The sequence below is a fragment of the Xanthomonas sp. PPL134 genome (genome assembly GCF_040595915.1).
Lineage (GTDB): Bacteria > Pseudomonadota > Gammaproteobacteria > Xanthomonadales > Xanthomonadaceae > Xanthomonas_A > Xanthomonas_A indica.
In genome coordinates, this window is record NZ_JAMDLL010000024.1 from 1 (window position 1) to 14,146 (window position 14,146).

The window sequence follows — 14,146 nt, forward strand, 5'->3', positions numbered from 1 at the left end:
CGGCCGTGGCGACGGCACAGAGATCCTTGCGGCGGCAGGCTATGCCTGGCGCGGTCAGCCGGCGGGGTTACCACCCTCCTCCACGAAGACACGATCGACACCTGGTCGCGCGCGCCGCTACTCGGGTTGCGACGCCTGCGTCTCCGGATGCAGCCACCCCGCGTCGCCGTCGCGATAACGTTCGCGCTTCCAGATCGGCACGCGCGCCTTGACCTCGTCGATGACGTAGCGGCAGGCGTCGAATGCGGCGCCACGGTGCGCAGCGACCACGCCGACCCATACCGCCAGGTCGCCGATCGCCAGTTCGCCGATGCGGTGCACGCAGCACAGGTCGAGGATGGCGAAGCGGGCCAGCGCCTCGTCGACGATGCGTTGGCCTTCGGCCTCGGCCAGCGCGGCGTAGGCCTCGTAGTGCAGGCCATCCACCGCGCGGCCGTCGTTGTGGTCGCGCACCCAGCCTTCGAAGCTGGCATAGGCACCGGCCTGGGCGTGTGCCAGCGGCGCGCGCAGCGTGGCGATGTCGAGCGGGTGGTCGTCCAGCCGGAAACGCGGTTCGGTGGACATGGCTCAGCCTCCCGAGACCGGCGGGATGAACACCACTTCGCTGCCGTCGCGCACCGCCTCGTCCCAGCTGGCGAAGGCGCCGTCCACTGCCACCCGCAACCGCTGCGCCGGCCAGCGCAGGCCGTGGCGCGCGTCGAGCTCGGCATACAGCCCGCGCAGGTCGGCGGCATCGGTGCACACCTGCTCGCGCTCCAGGCCTGCAGCCTCGCGCAGGCTGGCGAAGTACAGCACGGTCACCGAGGCGCTCATGCCACGCTCCCGACATCGCGCTTGCCGCCGCGCTTGCCGACCAGCCGCACCGGGCCGATGGTCATCGCGTGGGTCAGCGCCTTGCACATGTCGTAGACGGTCAGTGCAGCGACGCTGGCGCCGGTCAGCGCCTCCATCTCCACGCCGGTGCGGTGCACGGTGCGCACCGTGCATTCGATGCCCAGCACCTGCGGCGAGCGCCAGTCGATGGCGAAGCGGCAGCCGTCGATCGGCAACGGATGGCAGAACGGAATCAGTTCGTGGGTGCGCTTGACCGCCATGGTGCCGGCGATCACCGCGGTGTCGACGATGCCGCCCTTGGCGCTGCGCAATGCATCGGCGCGCAATTGCGCGGCCACCGCGGCGGGAAAGCGCACCTGCGCCTGCGCCACCGCCACGCGCGCGGTGGTGGCCTTGGCGGAGACGTCGACCATGGTCGGCAGCCCCTGCGGGTCCAGGTGGGTCAGCGCCGGCGCGGCGGCGCGCGCGGACGTGGCGGAGGTTTTCTTGGTCATGGACTGCGCTGCCGCTCCCACGGCGCGATCTTCAGGCACTGCCGGGAATCGGCGTGCCCTGGTGGAACAGCATGCGCCATCGGTCGTCACGGCGCTGCCACAGCGAACTGCGCAGCGCCTGCCGCGGCGGCTCGCCGCCGCCGCTGCGCTCGCTGCGATAGCGCACTTGCGCAAGATCCGGCGCCAGCGACTGCACCTGGATGTCGAAGGCGCGGTAGCGGAAGTCGCCCGACTCCACCGCCAACGCCTGCAGCACCGCCGACCTGTCGAAGCAGCGCCCGGAGGCGCCGAACTCGACGAAGGCGTCGTCGAGCAGTTCGGCCACGCGCGTCGCCGAGGCACGCACCGCCGGCTCCAGCAAGTCCAGCTCCAGCGCGACCAGCGCGTCTTGCACGGCGGCGTCCATCGCTCAACCGCCGATCAGGAACATTTCGACGTGCTTGCCGCGCGTGGCCGACGCCGCGCCCCGCAGTTCGCTGTAGCGATCGTCGCGACGCTCCCACAGCGCACGCACGCGCTCGGCCAGCATCTCTTCGCCACCGGCCAGCGCCGGCCGCAGGTCGGTGCCCTCGCCCGCGAACAGGCAGGTGTACAGATGGCCATCGGCCGAGACGCGGGCGCGGTGGCAATCGCCGCAGAACGGCGTGCTGACCGAGGTCACGAAGCCGATCTCGCCGCCGCCGTCGGCAAACGCGTAGCGCGCGGCGACCTCGCCGGGGTAATGCGGCGCCAGCGCCTGCAGCGGCCAGCGCGCGGCGATGCGGTCGCGCAGTTCGGCGGCCGGCACCACCCGCTCGCGGCGCCAGGCATTGCAGGTGCCCACGTCCATGTATTCGATGAAGCGCAGCACATGGCCGCTGCCGCGGAAATGCGCCAGCAACGGCAGCACCTGGTCGTCGTTGATGCCGCGCTGGACCACGCAGTTGAGCTTGACCGGCCCCAGCCCGGCCGCCACCGCCGCGTCGATGCCCTCGAGCACCTGCGCGATCTCGCCACGGCCGCCGGACAGCTGCCGGAACACCGCCGGCTCGATCGCATCCAGGCTGACCGTGACCCGGCGCAGGCCGGCCTCGCGCAAGGCCTGCGCGTGCCGCGCCAGCAGCGCGCCGTTGGTGGTCATGGCCAGATCGTCCACGCCGGGAATGCGCGCCAGCCGCCGCACCAGCTCGGGCAGATCGCGGCGCAGCAGCGGCTCGCCGCCGGTCAGGCGCAGCTTGTTGACGCCGTTGCGCACAAAGGCACGGGCCAGGGTCTCCAGTTGCGCGAACGACAGCCGCGATGCCGCGTCGAAGCCGTAGTCGTCTGGCACCTTGTCGGCCGGCATGCAGTAGCCGCAGCGGAAGTTGCAGGCCTCGATCACCGACAGGCGCAGGTCGCGCAACGGCCGCCCGCGCCGGTCCGCCGGCGTCGCCGACGCGAGCGGCAGGCGCGGCAGCGCGTTCATCCCGCCGGTACCTGCGGCGCGCGCGGCGCAGCCAGCCCCACGCACTGGCCCGGGCGCGCCACGCGGTGGCCGCGCGCGCGCAGGGCCTCGGCATCTTCGTCGCTGGCGTAGTGGTAGAGCATGGTCCGTTGCAGCAGCTCGGCGGGGTATTCCCGCTCCAGGTCGTCGACCCCAGTATGCGACGGGTTGCCGTGAAGACCGCAGTCGTGCGCCACCAGTTCGCCGTCGTCGGCATACCGGTTCAGCATTTCCGGGATCGGCCGGGTATCCCCACTCCACACCAGCGCGCCCTGCAGACGCAGGCCGTAGGCGGTCTCCGGCCAGTGGTGGCGCACCGGGAACACCTCCAGGCGCACGCCCTCGTGCCAGAACGCATCGCCCACCGCGATCAGCTGGAACGCGTCCCAGAAGTTGGCGCCACCCTCGGCCAGCACGTTCGGATAGTCGGCCACCCGCCGGTGCAGCAGCGGCACCACCGTGGCCGGCACGTACAGCCGCACCTTGCCGCGACGCGCAGAGAAATAGCTGTCCACGAACAGCCGTTCGAAGCCGGCGACGTGATCCAGATGCACGTGAGTGACGAACAGCGCCTGCGGCATCGCCCCGTAGTGCGCCTGGTAGGCGGTCAACCCCTCGCCGCCGCAGTCGATGGTCAGCCACGGCCGGCCATCGCGCTCGATGGTGGCCATCGGCGAACCCAACGTCACCGCCGAGGCATTGCCCACGCCCTGGAAGCGCAGCGCCCAGTCCGTCATCAGCAGCCGCGCTCCCAGGCCAGGTCGTAGGCACGGCGCAGGCGCGCGTAATCCTTCTCCACCGCATCGACACTGCGCTCGCCGCGCAGCTTCAGCAGCGAACGACGCAGCCGCTTGAGGTTGCGCTCGCGCCAGCGGGTGGCGGGAATGCGCAGCACGCCGCGATCGAAATCGATCAGCCAGCCGCGGCCGTTGCCGTCGAACAGGATGTTCTGCGCATTGAGGTCGGCATGGTCGAGACCGGCGCGATGGAAGCGCGCGATCAGCCGTCCCGCCTCCTCCCACGGCGCGCCGCGGCCGGCCAGATGCGCGCGCTCGGCCAGCGAGCGCACGCCTTCCAGCCGCTCCATCAGGATCGCCGCGCGATAGCGCAATCCCTGGCGCAGGTAGCAAGCCGCCAGCGGGCGCGGCACCGGCAGCTTGCGCGCGATCAACGCACGCATCAGCCGGAACTCGGCGAAGCTGCGGGTGCGGTCGGCGCCGGTCCACAGGTAGCGATCGCGGATTAGCTTGGCGACCAGCCCGCCGCGGCGGTACTGGCGCAGCACGCAACTGCCGAACGGGGCATCGACGAACCAGGCGCCGCCGCGGCCACCGGCATCCACCGGGCGGGCGCGTTCGCCCCAGGCGACGGCAGAGAACAGCGACGGCTCGGCTTGCCGCAGTCGTTCGCGGTCGAACAGAATGGCCCCGTAACCGCGGCCCTCGCGGTACGGCGTCAGCGCTTCGGTGGCGTCGAATGCAACCATCCAGCGAGTCTAACAACACCATGCCGGCAACGCTCCCTTCGTTGTGCCTGTTGCGCCTGTCGGCGCTGGGGGACGTGACCCACGTGGTGCCGCTGGTGCGGACCCTGCAGCGCGCCTGGCCGCAGGCGCCGGCACTGCACTGGATCATCGACAAGGCCGGGCACAAGCTGCTGGACGGCCTGCCGGGCGTCGCGTTCCACACCTACGACAAGCGCAGCGGCCTGGCCGGCATGCGCGCCGTGCGCCGTGCGCTGCCGGCACAAGGCTTCGACGCGCTGCTGCAGATGCAGGTGGCGCTGCGCGCCAACGTGCTGTCGGCGTTCGTGCCGGCGCGCCGCCGCATCGGCTACGACCGCAGCCGCTCCAAGGACCTGCACGGCCTGTTCGTCAACGAGCGCATCCCCGACCGCCCCGGCATCCACGTGCTGGATGCGATCGGCAGCTTCTGCGAGCCGCTGGGCCTGCGCCAGACCGAGGTGCGCTGGGACCTGCCGGTGCCCGACGACGCGCATGCCTGGGCGCGCGCGCAATGGCCCGACGATGGCCGGCCGGCGCTGCTGATCTCGCCCTGCTCCAGCCACCAGCGCCGCAACTGGTATGCCGAGCGCTACGCCGCGGTGGCCGACCATGCCGCCGCGCAGGGCTGGCGGGTGGTGCTGTGCGGCGGCCGCAGCGATCTGGAGCGCAGTACCGCCGATGCCATCGTCGCCGCGGCGCGCACGCCGGTGCTCGACCTGGTCGGCCGCGACACGCTCAAGCAACTGCCGGCGCTGCTGCAGCGCGCGGCGTTGGTCATGACACCCGACTCCGGCCCCATGCACATCGCCAACGCGATGGGCACCAAGGTGCTGGGCCTGCACGCGGCCAGCAACCCGCGCCGCAGCGGCCCGTATTCCGATATCCGCTACTGCGTGGACAAGTACGACGCGGCCGCGCGCAAATACCTGGGCAAGCCGGCCGCGCAGCTGAAGTGGGGCAGCAAGATCGAATTCGACGGGGTGATGGACCTCATCGCGGTGGACGATGCGATCGCCGCGTTCGAGCGCTACCGCGCCGACCACGGCCACTGAAGCCATTGCGGCGGCGCTGGCGTCGCTCTACCATCCGCCGCGCGTCCTGCCGCCGACCTGGCCGCAGGAGCCGCCGTAAGCGTTTACGTCAATCAACGCGCCAACTGCGCCGGATCCGTCCGGGGCTGTTTCCCGTCCAGGCCTGGCAGGCCGATGGCGGGTGGCGCCTTTGATCGACCGGCTTACGGAGAGTCCGCAATGTCACGTTCCCCGCTGTTTTCCCGCAAGCTGCCCCCGCGCCATGCCGCCTGGGTGACTCCGCTGCTGCTGTCGGTGCTGATGACCTGCATCGTCTCGCTGATCAGCACCCTGCGCAGCGTCGGCTTGGCGCCCGGCGTCGGCACGCTCTGGCTCGGCGCCTGGGCGCTGTCCTGGCTGGCCGCCTTCCCTACCCTGCTGCTGGTCCTGCCGCTGGTGCGGCGCCTGACCGGCCTGCTGGTCGCGCGCGACTGAAGGCAGCCCGGATGCCCGGGAGACGGCAACGCCTCCCGGGCACCACTCTCAGGCCGAGGCGTTGCGGTAGTCCTGGTAGGACTTCTCTTCCACGTAGCTGGAGCCCAGGGCCAGGTTGATGTCCTTCTTGAGCCGCGCGCGCTCGTCGTTTTCGTAGTACACGCTGCGCGCCAGCTTGATGAACTCCTCGTCGAAGGCCTGCGCCTTCTCCTTGATCCGGATCTCGTCCTCGATCACCCACAGGCGCTCGTTGACCGCCTTCAGCTCCGCGCGCAGGCGCGCCACGTCGCCGCCGGCCGCCGGATGCGCCATCCAGGTCTTTTCCAGCGCCGACAGTTCGGCGTGCACATTGGCCAGCTTGGCCGGATCCTCGATGCGCTCGGACTTGATTTGCAGGATGGCGATCTTGTCGAGCAGTTCGCCGAAGGACACGGGCACCAGGATTTCGGACATGGCAGACACCACAAACAGGAGAAGGGAGAGTGTAACGGCCGCGTCTTAAAGCGGCGTCGGCACGCGGTCGCGCACATCAAAAAAAGCAAAAGGCCCCTGACGGGGCCTCATGCAAAACTGGCGGGAAGGGGGGGATTCGAACCCCCGAGGCGCTATAAACGCCTGCCTGATTTCGAGTCAGGTACATTCAACCACTCTGCCACCTTCCCGGGTGGTCCCCGGCGGACCGGGGGCGTGCATCATACGGTTCCCGCCGCGCGCGGACAAGCGGCCCGGTGCCGGCGCCTCCACAGGCGCCTGGCGGCGCGGGGCGATGAACCCCGCCTGCTTGGCGCTGCGCGCGGCGATTGCCTGATCCGCGCGCGACCGCGATGATGCCCTTCGACCCCAGAAAACACCGGCCGGCCGCAGGCGCGCAATGATCGAATTCGGACACCTCACCCACGTCGGCCTGCGCCGCGACCTCAACGAGGACACCTACTACGGCGACCACGAACTGGGGCTGTGGCTGGTGGCCGACGGCATGGGCGGCCACGCCTGCGGCGAGGTCGCCAGCGCCCTGGCGCGCGAGGCCATCGTGCGCGAGGTCCGCGGCGGCACCGCGCTGGCGCAGGCCATCCGCATCGCCGACGAGGAAATCATCCGCGCCTCGCAGCGCCGTAACGACACCTTGCCGATGGGTACCACGGTGGTGGCCGCGCGGGTACAGGGCAACCGCTTCGAGGTGGCTTGGGTCGGCGACAGCCGCGCCTATCTGTGGCGCGACGGCAAGCTGGCCCAGCTCAGCCAGGACCACAGCTACGTGCAGGAACTGATCGCGCAGGGCGCCCTCACCGCCGAGCAGGCCCGCGCGCATCCGCACCGCAACGTGGTCACCCAGGCGTTGGGCGTCACCGACCCGCAGCACCTGAACGTGGCCACGATGACCGGCGAACTGCGCCCGGGCATGCGCCTGCTGCTGTGCAGCGACGGGCTGACCGAGGAAGTGGACGATGCCGGCCTGGCCAGCGCGTTTGGCCACGACGACTGCAGCGCGCAGGAATGCGTGGACATGCTGGTCGCCGCCGCACTCGACGAAGGCGGCTCGGACAACATCACCGCGATCCTGGTGCGCTGCCACTGAATCCGGTGCGGCGCGGCCGCCGCTCCGTCCGCGCAACCTACGTCAGGGCACCGCTGGCTACTGCCTTCTTAACGCTCAAGCCGGCCAGGCTGCCCTGCAGGAGCGGCGTCGGCCGCAACAGGGCTTTACCGGGAACGCCCCGTCGCGGTTGAAGCCGCTCCTACAACATCCGTCCGGTCGTCATTCGAGGCGCCCTTCAGCCGGCCACCGCTTCCGCCGCGACCGGTTCGACCTCGTCCCACAGCGCGCGGCCGGCCTTCTTGCGCAGCTTCTCCAGCCGCGCCTGGTGCGCCTCCAGCTCCGAGGCCGTCGGCAACACCCGCGGCCGCGGCAGCAGCATCGTCATGTCGAACGCCGGCCCCTGCGCGGCCGCATGCGCGGCGCCGTCCTCGGCCAGGGCGAAACCGATCTCCTCCTGGCCGGAGGTCAGCGCGATGTACACGTCGCTGAGGATCTGCGCATCGAGCAGCGCGCCGTGCAGCTGCCGGTGCGAGTTGTCCACGCCCAGCCGCTTGCACAGCGCGTCCAGCGAATTGCGCTGGCCGGGGAAGCGCTCGCGCGCCAGCAGCAGGGTGTCGATCACCGTGGCGCGGTCGAGGATGCGGCCGTAGGACTCGCCCAGCCGCGACAGCTCGTAGTCCAGGAACCCCAGGTCGAACGACGCGTTGTGGATGATCAGCTCGGCGCCGTCGATGAACTCCAGGAATTCATCGACCACCTCGTGGAACTCCGGCTTGTCGGCGAGGAAGTCCAGGGTCAGGCCGGTGACTTCCTGCGCGCCGGGTTCGAAATCGCAGTCCGGGCGCAGGTAGCGGTGGAAGTTGCGCCCGCTGGGGCGGCGTTCGAGCAGTTCCACAGCGCCGATTTCGACGACGCGGTTGCCCTTCTTCCATTCCAGGCCGGTGGTTTCGGTATCGAGGATGATCTGACGCATAGGACTCGCAGCTGAGAAGGAAGACAGGATCAGGTCGCGACCGCGGCGCCGCCGGCGCGCACGTGCAGAGCCTGGTTGCGCGCCAGCTGGTCGACCCGCTCGTTGTCCGGGTCGCCGTTGTGGCCCTTGACCCAGCGCCAGTCGATCGTATGCCGCTGCGCCGCGGCGTGCAGCCGTTCCCACAGGTCGCGGTTCTTGACCGGATCGCCGCCGGCGGTCTTCCACTGGCGACGCACCCAGCCCGGCATCCATTCGGTGATGCCCTGGCGCACGTACTGCGAGTCGGTGTGTAGCACGATCTGGCACGGCTCGTTGAGCGTCTCCAAGGCCATGATCGCGGCCATCAGCTCCATGCGGTTGTTGGTGGTGTGCGCCTCGGCGCCGGCCACCTCGCGCTCCAATCCCTTGTAGCGCAGCAGCGCGGCCCAGCCACCGGGGCCGGGATTGCCGAGGCAGGCGCCATCGGTATGGATGTCGACAGTCTTCATGAAACTCCGTGTTCAGATGGAAGCGACCGAGCCGCGCCAGCGGACCGGCGCGCGCAACGGGATGGGGCCGATGCCGGCGGCGGTGCGTTTTTCCGCCTGCAGCAGGCAGACCGCGCGCAGCGGCGCGGCGGAGGTGGCCGGGCCGACGCCGCCGCGGGTCGGCCATACCGGCCCGAGATAGCGCAGTTGCTCCACGCACGGCAGGCCGGTCTGCTCGAGCAGGCCGCGCCAGCTGCCCGGCGGGCGCGCCACCAGGCCCTGCCGCCGCCAGCGTAGCCGGTACGGGCTCATGGCGTTGAGCGCGAACAGCCACAGGCGGCCGCCCGGCATGAGGATGCGCTCGCATTCCTCCAGCAGCGCCGCCGCGTCGGCGGCGAGCACGTGCTGCAGGACGATCGCGTTGACGCTCTCCGACGGCAGCGGCAGCGGCAAGGTGCATACCAGGTCGCCGGCATAGCCGCGGGGGCTGCGGTGCAGGCGCACGCCCCGCCCCGGCAGCTCGCGTCCCGGGGGCGGCAGCGGCACCGGCGCCAGCCACAGCCAGGGCTGCGCGGGGCGCTTGAGCAGGGCGTCGAGGATCAGCGGCTGCTCGGCCTGCAGCAACGCCTGCGCCCCGGCCGTATCAAACCAGGATGAGACGTTGGCTTGACGAGGGAGCGACACGGCAGGCATGGTGCCAATTCTATGCGACTGATCGCCCTGCCCGCATTCCAGGATAACTACATCTGGGCGATCGCCACGGACGACGGGCGTGCGTTGCTGGTCGACCCGGGCCAGGCCGAGCCGGTGCTGGAGGCCGCAGCGCAAGGGCTGCAGCCCGCCGCCATCCTGCTCACCCATCACCATGACGACCATATCGGCGGCGTCGCCGCGCTGCGCGAGCGCTGGCCGGACATCCCGGTGTACGCGCCGGACGACCCACGGATCACTGGTTTCGCCTGCCAGCGGGTCGGCGACGGCGACGTCGTGAAGGTGCTGGACTGGCAGTTCGATACCCTGGCGGTCCCGGGCCACACCCGCTCGCATCTGGCGTACGTCGGCCAGGGCCACCTGTTCAGCGGCGATACGCTGTTCAGCCTGGGCTGTGGGCGCATGTTCGAAGGTACGCCCTCCCAGATGTTGGGTTCGCTGCAGCGCCTGTCCGCCCTCCCGGGGCAGACGCTGGTCTGCTGCGGACACGAATACACCTTGGCCAATGCGGCGTTCGCCGTCACGGTCGATCCCACCAACGCTGCCCTGCGGCAGCGCCATCAGGAAGCCCAGGCCATGCGTCATGCTGCCCGCCCCACCGTTCCCGTCACACTCGCCAGCGAACTGGCGACCAATCCGTTCCTGCGCACCGCCTCGGCGGCGATCCAGCAGGCGATCGGCGCCCGGCTCGGCCGGGGGGTGTCCGACGAGGTGGAAGTCTTCGCCGAACTGAGGCGCTGGAAAGACGATTTCCGCGCATGAGGGCGCTGGCGTTGACGGCGGCGCTGACGCTGGCGATGGCGTCGGCGGCGCCCCCCGCGGCGGCCGCGACCCCGCTTGCGGCGGCACTCGAACAGACCGTGGCCGGCCTGAATGGCTTGCCGACGGACGCGGCGGCGCTGCCGCCGCCCACCACCCGTAACGGGCACGACATCCTCGCCCGCTTCCGCGACGGCCTGGCCGACGCGCGTTGCGACGCCGGCGCCACCGATGCGCGCTGGCAGCAGCAGTTCTCGCGCGCGCCCTCGCGTCTGGCCGACGAGGACGAGGACGTACTGCCGCTGTTCGGCTACGTGGTCGACGAACTGCGCGCGGCCAACCTGCCGACCGAGTTCGCGCTGATCCCGTTCGTGGAGAGCGGCTATCGCCCGGCCGCGCGCAACAGCGGCGGCCCTGCCGGCCTGTGGCAGTTCATCCCCGGCACCGCGCGCAACCACGATGTCCCGCTGGAGAACGGCTACGACGGCCGCCTGTCCGCGGTGGACTCCACCCGCGCCGCGGTGCGCTACCTGAAGACCCTGCACGGCATGTTCGGCGGCGACTGGCGCCTGGCGATCATGGCCTACAACGCCGGCGAGTACCGCGTGCTGCAGTCGATGCGCCGCGCCGGCATGAATGCGCAGAACGCCCAGCCGGACAAGCTGCCCGGGCTGTCCTCGGTCACCTATGCCTACGTCGAGAAGCTGCACGCGCTGGCCTGCGTGCTGGAACAGGCGCAGACCCGCGACGAATGGATGGCGTCCCTGGATCGCGACGTGCCGATCCTGCAGGCGCAGACCCTGCCCGCCGGGATGGCGCTGGACGACTGGGCACGGCGCCAGGCGTTGCAGGGCAACCAGCTCGCGCGGCTGAATCCGGCCCTGGGCAACGGCCGCAGCGCCAAGCGCGCGCTGCCGGTGCTGGCGCCTCGCAGCCTGGGCGGCCCCGTGCTGGCCCAGGACACCGCGCCGCCGGCGCAGGACGACGCCCCGGTCGTCGCCACCGTGGCCAGCACCGACGACAGCCCCGCGCCGCGCCGTGGCGCACGCGCTGGTGCGCGCTCCCGCCACACCCACACCGTGCGCGACGGCGACACCGCCTGGAACATCGCCAAGCGCTACGGCATCACCGTGCAGGCGCTGTTGATGAAGAACGGCCTGTCCGCGCGCAGCGTGCTGCGTCCCGGCATGGTGCTGAGCTACGAGGACTGACGCGTTCCCGCCACGGCGGGACGACGTCCGTTACAGGCGACGACGCCGGCGGGTGTGCCCCCCATGCCGCGGGGACGACCGCCCGTTGCCTCGACCCGAACGGCGCCTGACACCACCACGCACGTCTGCAATGCAGACTTAGTACCGGGTCCAGCACCGACGGCACCCGCGCGCACTGACCCGCGAAGAGCAAGTTCGGTCTCGATCACCGCCTAGCGCGCAGGGCCTCGCGCCAGGCGAGGCGGCGGTCGTACCGCCTGCCGCCCATTCACGCCACCACTCGCGCCTGCCGGCGATCGGCAGGCGCACGCCGCGCACTTGCGCGCCAACGTTGTGCACTTCCCGCGGCAACGCGCGCATGTGGACACCCCTGAAACACAACAGGCCCGGCAATGCCGGGCCTGTTGCGTCATCTCCCGCGTCGGCGGTGCCGCTGTTACAGCTGCGACTCCTGCACGCTGATCTTGAAGTGCTTGCGCATCGCATCGACGTAGGCCTTGGCATCGGCCGCGCCGTCGATCTGCGCCAACTGCTGCTGGAACATGGTCTGCTGCTCGGCCGGTACCTTGCTCAGGTCGCCCGGCGTCACCTTGGTGACCGCGAACAGCGCATAGCGCTTGCCCACCGTGCCCGGGGCCGCAGGCAGTTCGACCTTGCCCACCGACGGCTTGCCGTCGACCGGCTGCGGTGCGCTGAAGATCACCTGGCTGGCCTGCGCGCTCGGCATCGGCACGTTGCGCGGCAAGCCCGGCATCGGGTTGATCTGCAGCTTCTCCGCGCCGGCCAGGGCCTGCAGGGTCTCGCCCTTGCGCAGGCGCGCCAGCAGCGCGTCGGCCTTGGCGGCGGCGGCCTTGGCGGTGTGGTCGGCATGCACCGCGGCCACCACCTGCTCGTGCACCTTGGCCAGCGGCTGGATCTGCTCCGGCTGGTGCTGGGTCACGCGGATCAGCACGCTGTGGTTCGGCCCGAGGTTGATCGGGTCGCTGACCGTGCCGTCCTGCACCAGCGTGTCGGAGAACGCGGCGCGCAGCACCGCCGGCTGTGCGGCGATGCCGCTGGCGTTGGCGCGCGAGAACGGCCCCAGCGTCTGCACCGGCAGGCCCACTTCCTTCGCCGCCGAGGCCAGCGCGGTCGGGTTCTTGTAGACCAGGTCCACCAGCTTGCCGCTCAGCTCGCTGAAGGCCTTCTCGCTGTCGGCCTTCAACTGCTCGCTGGCGAGCTGGTCGCGCACCTGCTCGAACGACTTGCCTTCGCCGCCCTTGACCTGGCGCAGTTGGATGATGTGATAGCCGAATTCGCTCTTCACCGGGCCGACGATCTCGCCGGGCTTCATCGCGAACAGCGCATCCTCGAACGGCTTCACCATCACGCCCTTTTCCACCCAGCCCAGATCGCCGCCGGCGTTCTTGGAGCCGGGGTCGTCGGAGTTGGCGCGGGCCAGCGCGGCGAAATCGGCGCCGGGCTGCTTGGCTTCGGCCGCCAGCTTGGCCGCCTTGGCCTCGGCCGCCTTCTGCGAGGCAGCGTCCTTGCCGGCGCTGATCAGGATGTGCGAGGCCAGTCGCTGGTCGGGCTCGACGAAGCGCGCCTTCTCGTCGTCGTAGCGCTTGCGCAGCGTCGCCTCGTCGGCCGGCTTGACCGGCGGCAGGTTGGCCGCATTGAGGTCGACGTACTCGATCGTCACGGCTTCCGGCTGCTTGAAGTCGGACTTGTGCGAGTCGTACCACTGCTGCACCTGCGCGTCGCTGACCGGCGCAGTGTCAGCCGGCACTTCCGGCAACAGCGCCATCTCCACGTCGCGCGTCTCGCCCAGCATCTTCAGCAGGCGATCGGTCTCCTGCTTGGTGGCGAACGCCGATTCCGCGATGCCGGAAGGAATCACCGACTGCTGCAGCGCATCGCGCACCAACTGCTGGAACATCGTCGGCGTACGCGGCGGCGTGCCCGAGGCCAGGGCCAGGCGGTAGCGCTCCGGATCGAACTTGCCATCGTTCTGGAACGCAGGCATGGCGCTGATGTAATCGCGCACCGCGGCATCGCCGATGACCACGCCGGCGCGTTCGGCCGACAGCTTGGCCACCTGCTCGTCGATCAACTGATCGAGCAGCTTGCGCTTGTTGTCGATGCTTTCGAACGCACGCGGATCGAAATCCTCGCCCTGTTGCTCGCGCGCCTGGATGCGCGCCTGCTCGAAGCGGGTACGGAACTGTTCCGTGCTTACTTCGTGGTGCTGCCACAGCAGCGACACCGGCCACCACGACGGCGCCGACGACCACCACGACGGCGGCGCCTGCACCTTGGCGACATTGTTGGCACCGACGCCACCGAGGTAGCTGTTGTCGATGACGAACAGGAACGGAATCATCAACAGACCGATGATCGCGGTGGCGATCCAGCCCGAGGTCTTTTCGCGAAGTTTCTGCAGCATTGGGAACCGACGGCCTATTGGCGAGCCGCGCAGTTTAACCCGCTTCACGCCCTGCGGCAGAACCGCCGGCCCGGCCGCCCGCGCCGGTCATGCGCCGCGACGGCGGATCGGGAGCGGGCACGGGGACGGAAACAGGCGTGATGCGGAAAAAAGAAACCCCCGATCGCTCGGGGGTTTCGCGTACAAATGGCGGAGTGGACGGGACTCGAACCCGCGACCTCCGGCGTGACAGGCCAGCATTCTAACCGACTGAACTACCACTCC

The 14,146-nt window shown here is 70.3% G+C and carries 17 protein-coding genes and 2 tRNA genes; 5 read left to right on the forward strand and 14 right to left on the reverse strand.

Going from position 1 to position 14,146, the window contains the following annotated elements:
- Positions 1-117 precede the first annotated feature (117 nt).
- Genes M3U25_RS20370 through M3U25_RS20400 form a run of 7 tightly spaced genes read right to left on the reverse strand, consistent with a single transcriptional unit; the run spans position 118 to position 4,276 of the window.
- The gene (locus M3U25_RS20370) at positions 118-564 is read right to left on the reverse strand and encodes a molybdenum cofactor biosynthesis protein MoaE (RefSeq protein WP_355503861.1); all 447 of its coding nucleotides are present in this window, start codon (positions 562-564) and stop codon (positions 118-120) included.
- A 3-nt stretch (positions 565-567) separates the two neighbouring features.
- Positions 568-813 carry a MoaD/ThiS family protein gene (locus M3U25_RS20375; RefSeq protein WP_355503859.1) on the reverse strand — a complete coding sequence of 82 codons (246 nt, stop codon included), beginning with the start codon at positions 811-813 and terminating at the stop codon, positions 568-570.
- The gene (gene moaC / locus M3U25_RS20380) at positions 810-1,328 is read right to left on the reverse strand and encodes a cyclic pyranopterin monophosphate synthase MoaC (protein ID WP_355503857.1); all 519 of its coding nucleotides are present in this window, start codon (positions 1,326-1,328) and stop codon (positions 810-812) included. Before moaC ends, M3U25_RS20375 begins: the two co-directional genes overlap by 4 nt.
- 31 nt (positions 1,329-1,359) lie before the next feature.
- The gene (locus tag M3U25_RS20385; RefSeq protein ID WP_260115105.1) at positions 1,360-1,734 is read right to left on the reverse strand and encodes a nuclear transport factor 2 family protein; all 375 of its coding nucleotides are present in this window, start codon (positions 1,732-1,734) and stop codon (positions 1,360-1,362) included.
- 3 nt (positions 1,735-1,737) lie between these two features.
- Positions 1,738-2,772, reverse strand: a complete 1,035-nt coding sequence (gene moaA, locus M3U25_RS20390) for a GTP 3',8-cyclase MoaA (protein ID WP_355503854.1) — start codon at positions 2,770-2,772, stop codon at positions 1,738-1,740.
- A complete protein-coding gene (locus M3U25_RS20395; RefSeq protein WP_355503852.1) occupies positions 2,769-3,527 on the reverse strand; it encodes an MBL fold metallo-hydrolase in 759 nt (252 codons plus the stop codon). The genes moaA and M3U25_RS20395 overlap by 4 nt, the downstream gene beginning before the upstream one ends.
- Positions 3,527-4,276 (reverse strand): 3-deoxy-D-manno-octulosonic acid kinase, encoded by a 750-nt coding sequence (locus M3U25_RS20400; RefSeq protein WP_263391348.1) that lies wholly within the window; start codon positions 4,274-4,276, stop codon positions 3,527-3,529. The genes M3U25_RS20395 and M3U25_RS20400 overlap by 1 nt, the downstream gene beginning before the upstream one ends.
- A 20-nt stretch (positions 4,277-4,296) precedes the next feature.
- On the opposite strand from M3U25_RS20400, the gene M3U25_RS20405 reads away from it, so the two are divergent.
- Positions 4,297-5,346, forward strand: a complete 1,050-nt coding sequence (locus tag M3U25_RS20405; RefSeq protein ID WP_355503850.1) for a glycosyltransferase family 9 protein — start codon at positions 4,297-4,299, stop codon at positions 5,344-5,346.
- 198 nt (positions 5,347-5,544) lie between these two features.
- Positions 5,545-5,799 carry a DUF2798 domain-containing protein gene (locus tag M3U25_RS20410; RefSeq protein ID WP_355503848.1) on the forward strand — a complete coding sequence of 85 codons (255 nt, stop codon included), beginning with the start codon at positions 5,545-5,547 and terminating at the stop codon, positions 5,797-5,799.
- Between the two features lie 48 nt (positions 5,800-5,847).
- Here the strand turns inward: M3U25_RS20410 and M3U25_RS20415 are convergent, their stop codons facing one another.
- Together M3U25_RS20415 and M3U25_RS20420 are read right to left on the reverse strand one after the other, a co-directional pair.
- Complete coding sequence (locus M3U25_RS20415; RefSeq protein WP_019798098.1) at positions 5,848-6,252, reverse strand: DUF6165 family protein; 405 nt, start codon at positions 6,250-6,252, stop codon at positions 5,848-5,850.
- Between the two features lie 118 nt (positions 6,253-6,370).
- Positions 6,371-6,461: transfer RNA gene (locus tag M3U25_RS20420), tRNA-Ser, on the reverse strand.
- Positions 6,462-6,670: 209 nt separating this feature from the next.
- Between M3U25_RS20420 and M3U25_RS20425 the strand changes: the two genes are divergently transcribed.
- Positions 6,671-7,375, forward strand: coding sequence for a protein phosphatase 2C domain-containing protein (locus tag M3U25_RS20425; protein WP_355503846.1), 705 nt, complete (start codon positions 6,671-6,673; stop codon positions 7,373-7,375).
- Positions 7,376-7,571: 196 nt separating this feature from the next.
- Here the strand turns inward: M3U25_RS20425 and dnaQ are convergent, their stop codons facing one another.
- The 3 genes from dnaQ to M3U25_RS20440 are packed head-to-tail and all read right to left on the reverse strand — an operon-like array spanning position 7,572 to position 9,469.
- On the reverse strand, positions 7,572-8,309 hold the full coding sequence (gene dnaQ, locus M3U25_RS20430; protein ID WP_355503844.1) for a DNA polymerase III subunit epsilon: 738 nt from the start codon (positions 8,307-8,309) through the stop codon (positions 7,572-7,574).
- Between the two features lie 29 nt (positions 8,310-8,338).
- The gene (gene rnhA, locus M3U25_RS20435; protein WP_017907823.1) at positions 8,339-8,797 is read right to left on the reverse strand and encodes a ribonuclease HI; all 459 of its coding nucleotides are present in this window, start codon (positions 8,795-8,797) and stop codon (positions 8,339-8,341) included.
- 12 nt (positions 8,798-8,809) lie between these two features.
- Positions 8,810-9,469, reverse strand: coding sequence for a hypothetical protein (locus M3U25_RS20440; protein ID WP_242161562.1), 660 nt, complete (start codon positions 9,467-9,469; stop codon positions 8,810-8,812).
- A gap of 12 nt (positions 9,470-9,481) precedes the next feature.
- Between M3U25_RS20440 and gloB the strand changes: the two genes are divergently transcribed.
- On the forward strand, positions 9,482-10,249 hold the full coding sequence (gloB, locus tag M3U25_RS20445; RefSeq protein ID WP_355503841.1) for a hydroxyacylglutathione hydrolase: 768 nt from the start codon (positions 9,482-9,484) through the stop codon (positions 10,247-10,249).
- The gene (locus M3U25_RS20450; protein WP_355503839.1) at positions 10,246-11,457 is read left to right on the forward strand and encodes a transglycosylase SLT domain-containing protein; all 1,212 of its coding nucleotides are present in this window, start codon (positions 10,246-10,248) and stop codon (positions 11,455-11,457) included. Before gloB ends, M3U25_RS20450 begins: the two co-directional genes overlap by 4 nt.
- A gap of 436 nt (positions 11,458-11,893) precedes the next feature.
- Here M3U25_RS20450 and M3U25_RS20455 read toward each other — a convergent pair whose 3' ends face one another.
- A complete protein-coding gene (locus M3U25_RS20455) occupies positions 11,894-13,882 on the reverse strand; it encodes a peptidylprolyl isomerase (protein ID WP_355503838.1) in 1,989 nt (662 codons plus the stop codon).
- A 187-nt stretch (positions 13,883-14,069) separates the two neighbouring features.
- A tRNA-Asp gene (locus M3U25_RS20460) sits at positions 14,070-14,146 on the reverse strand.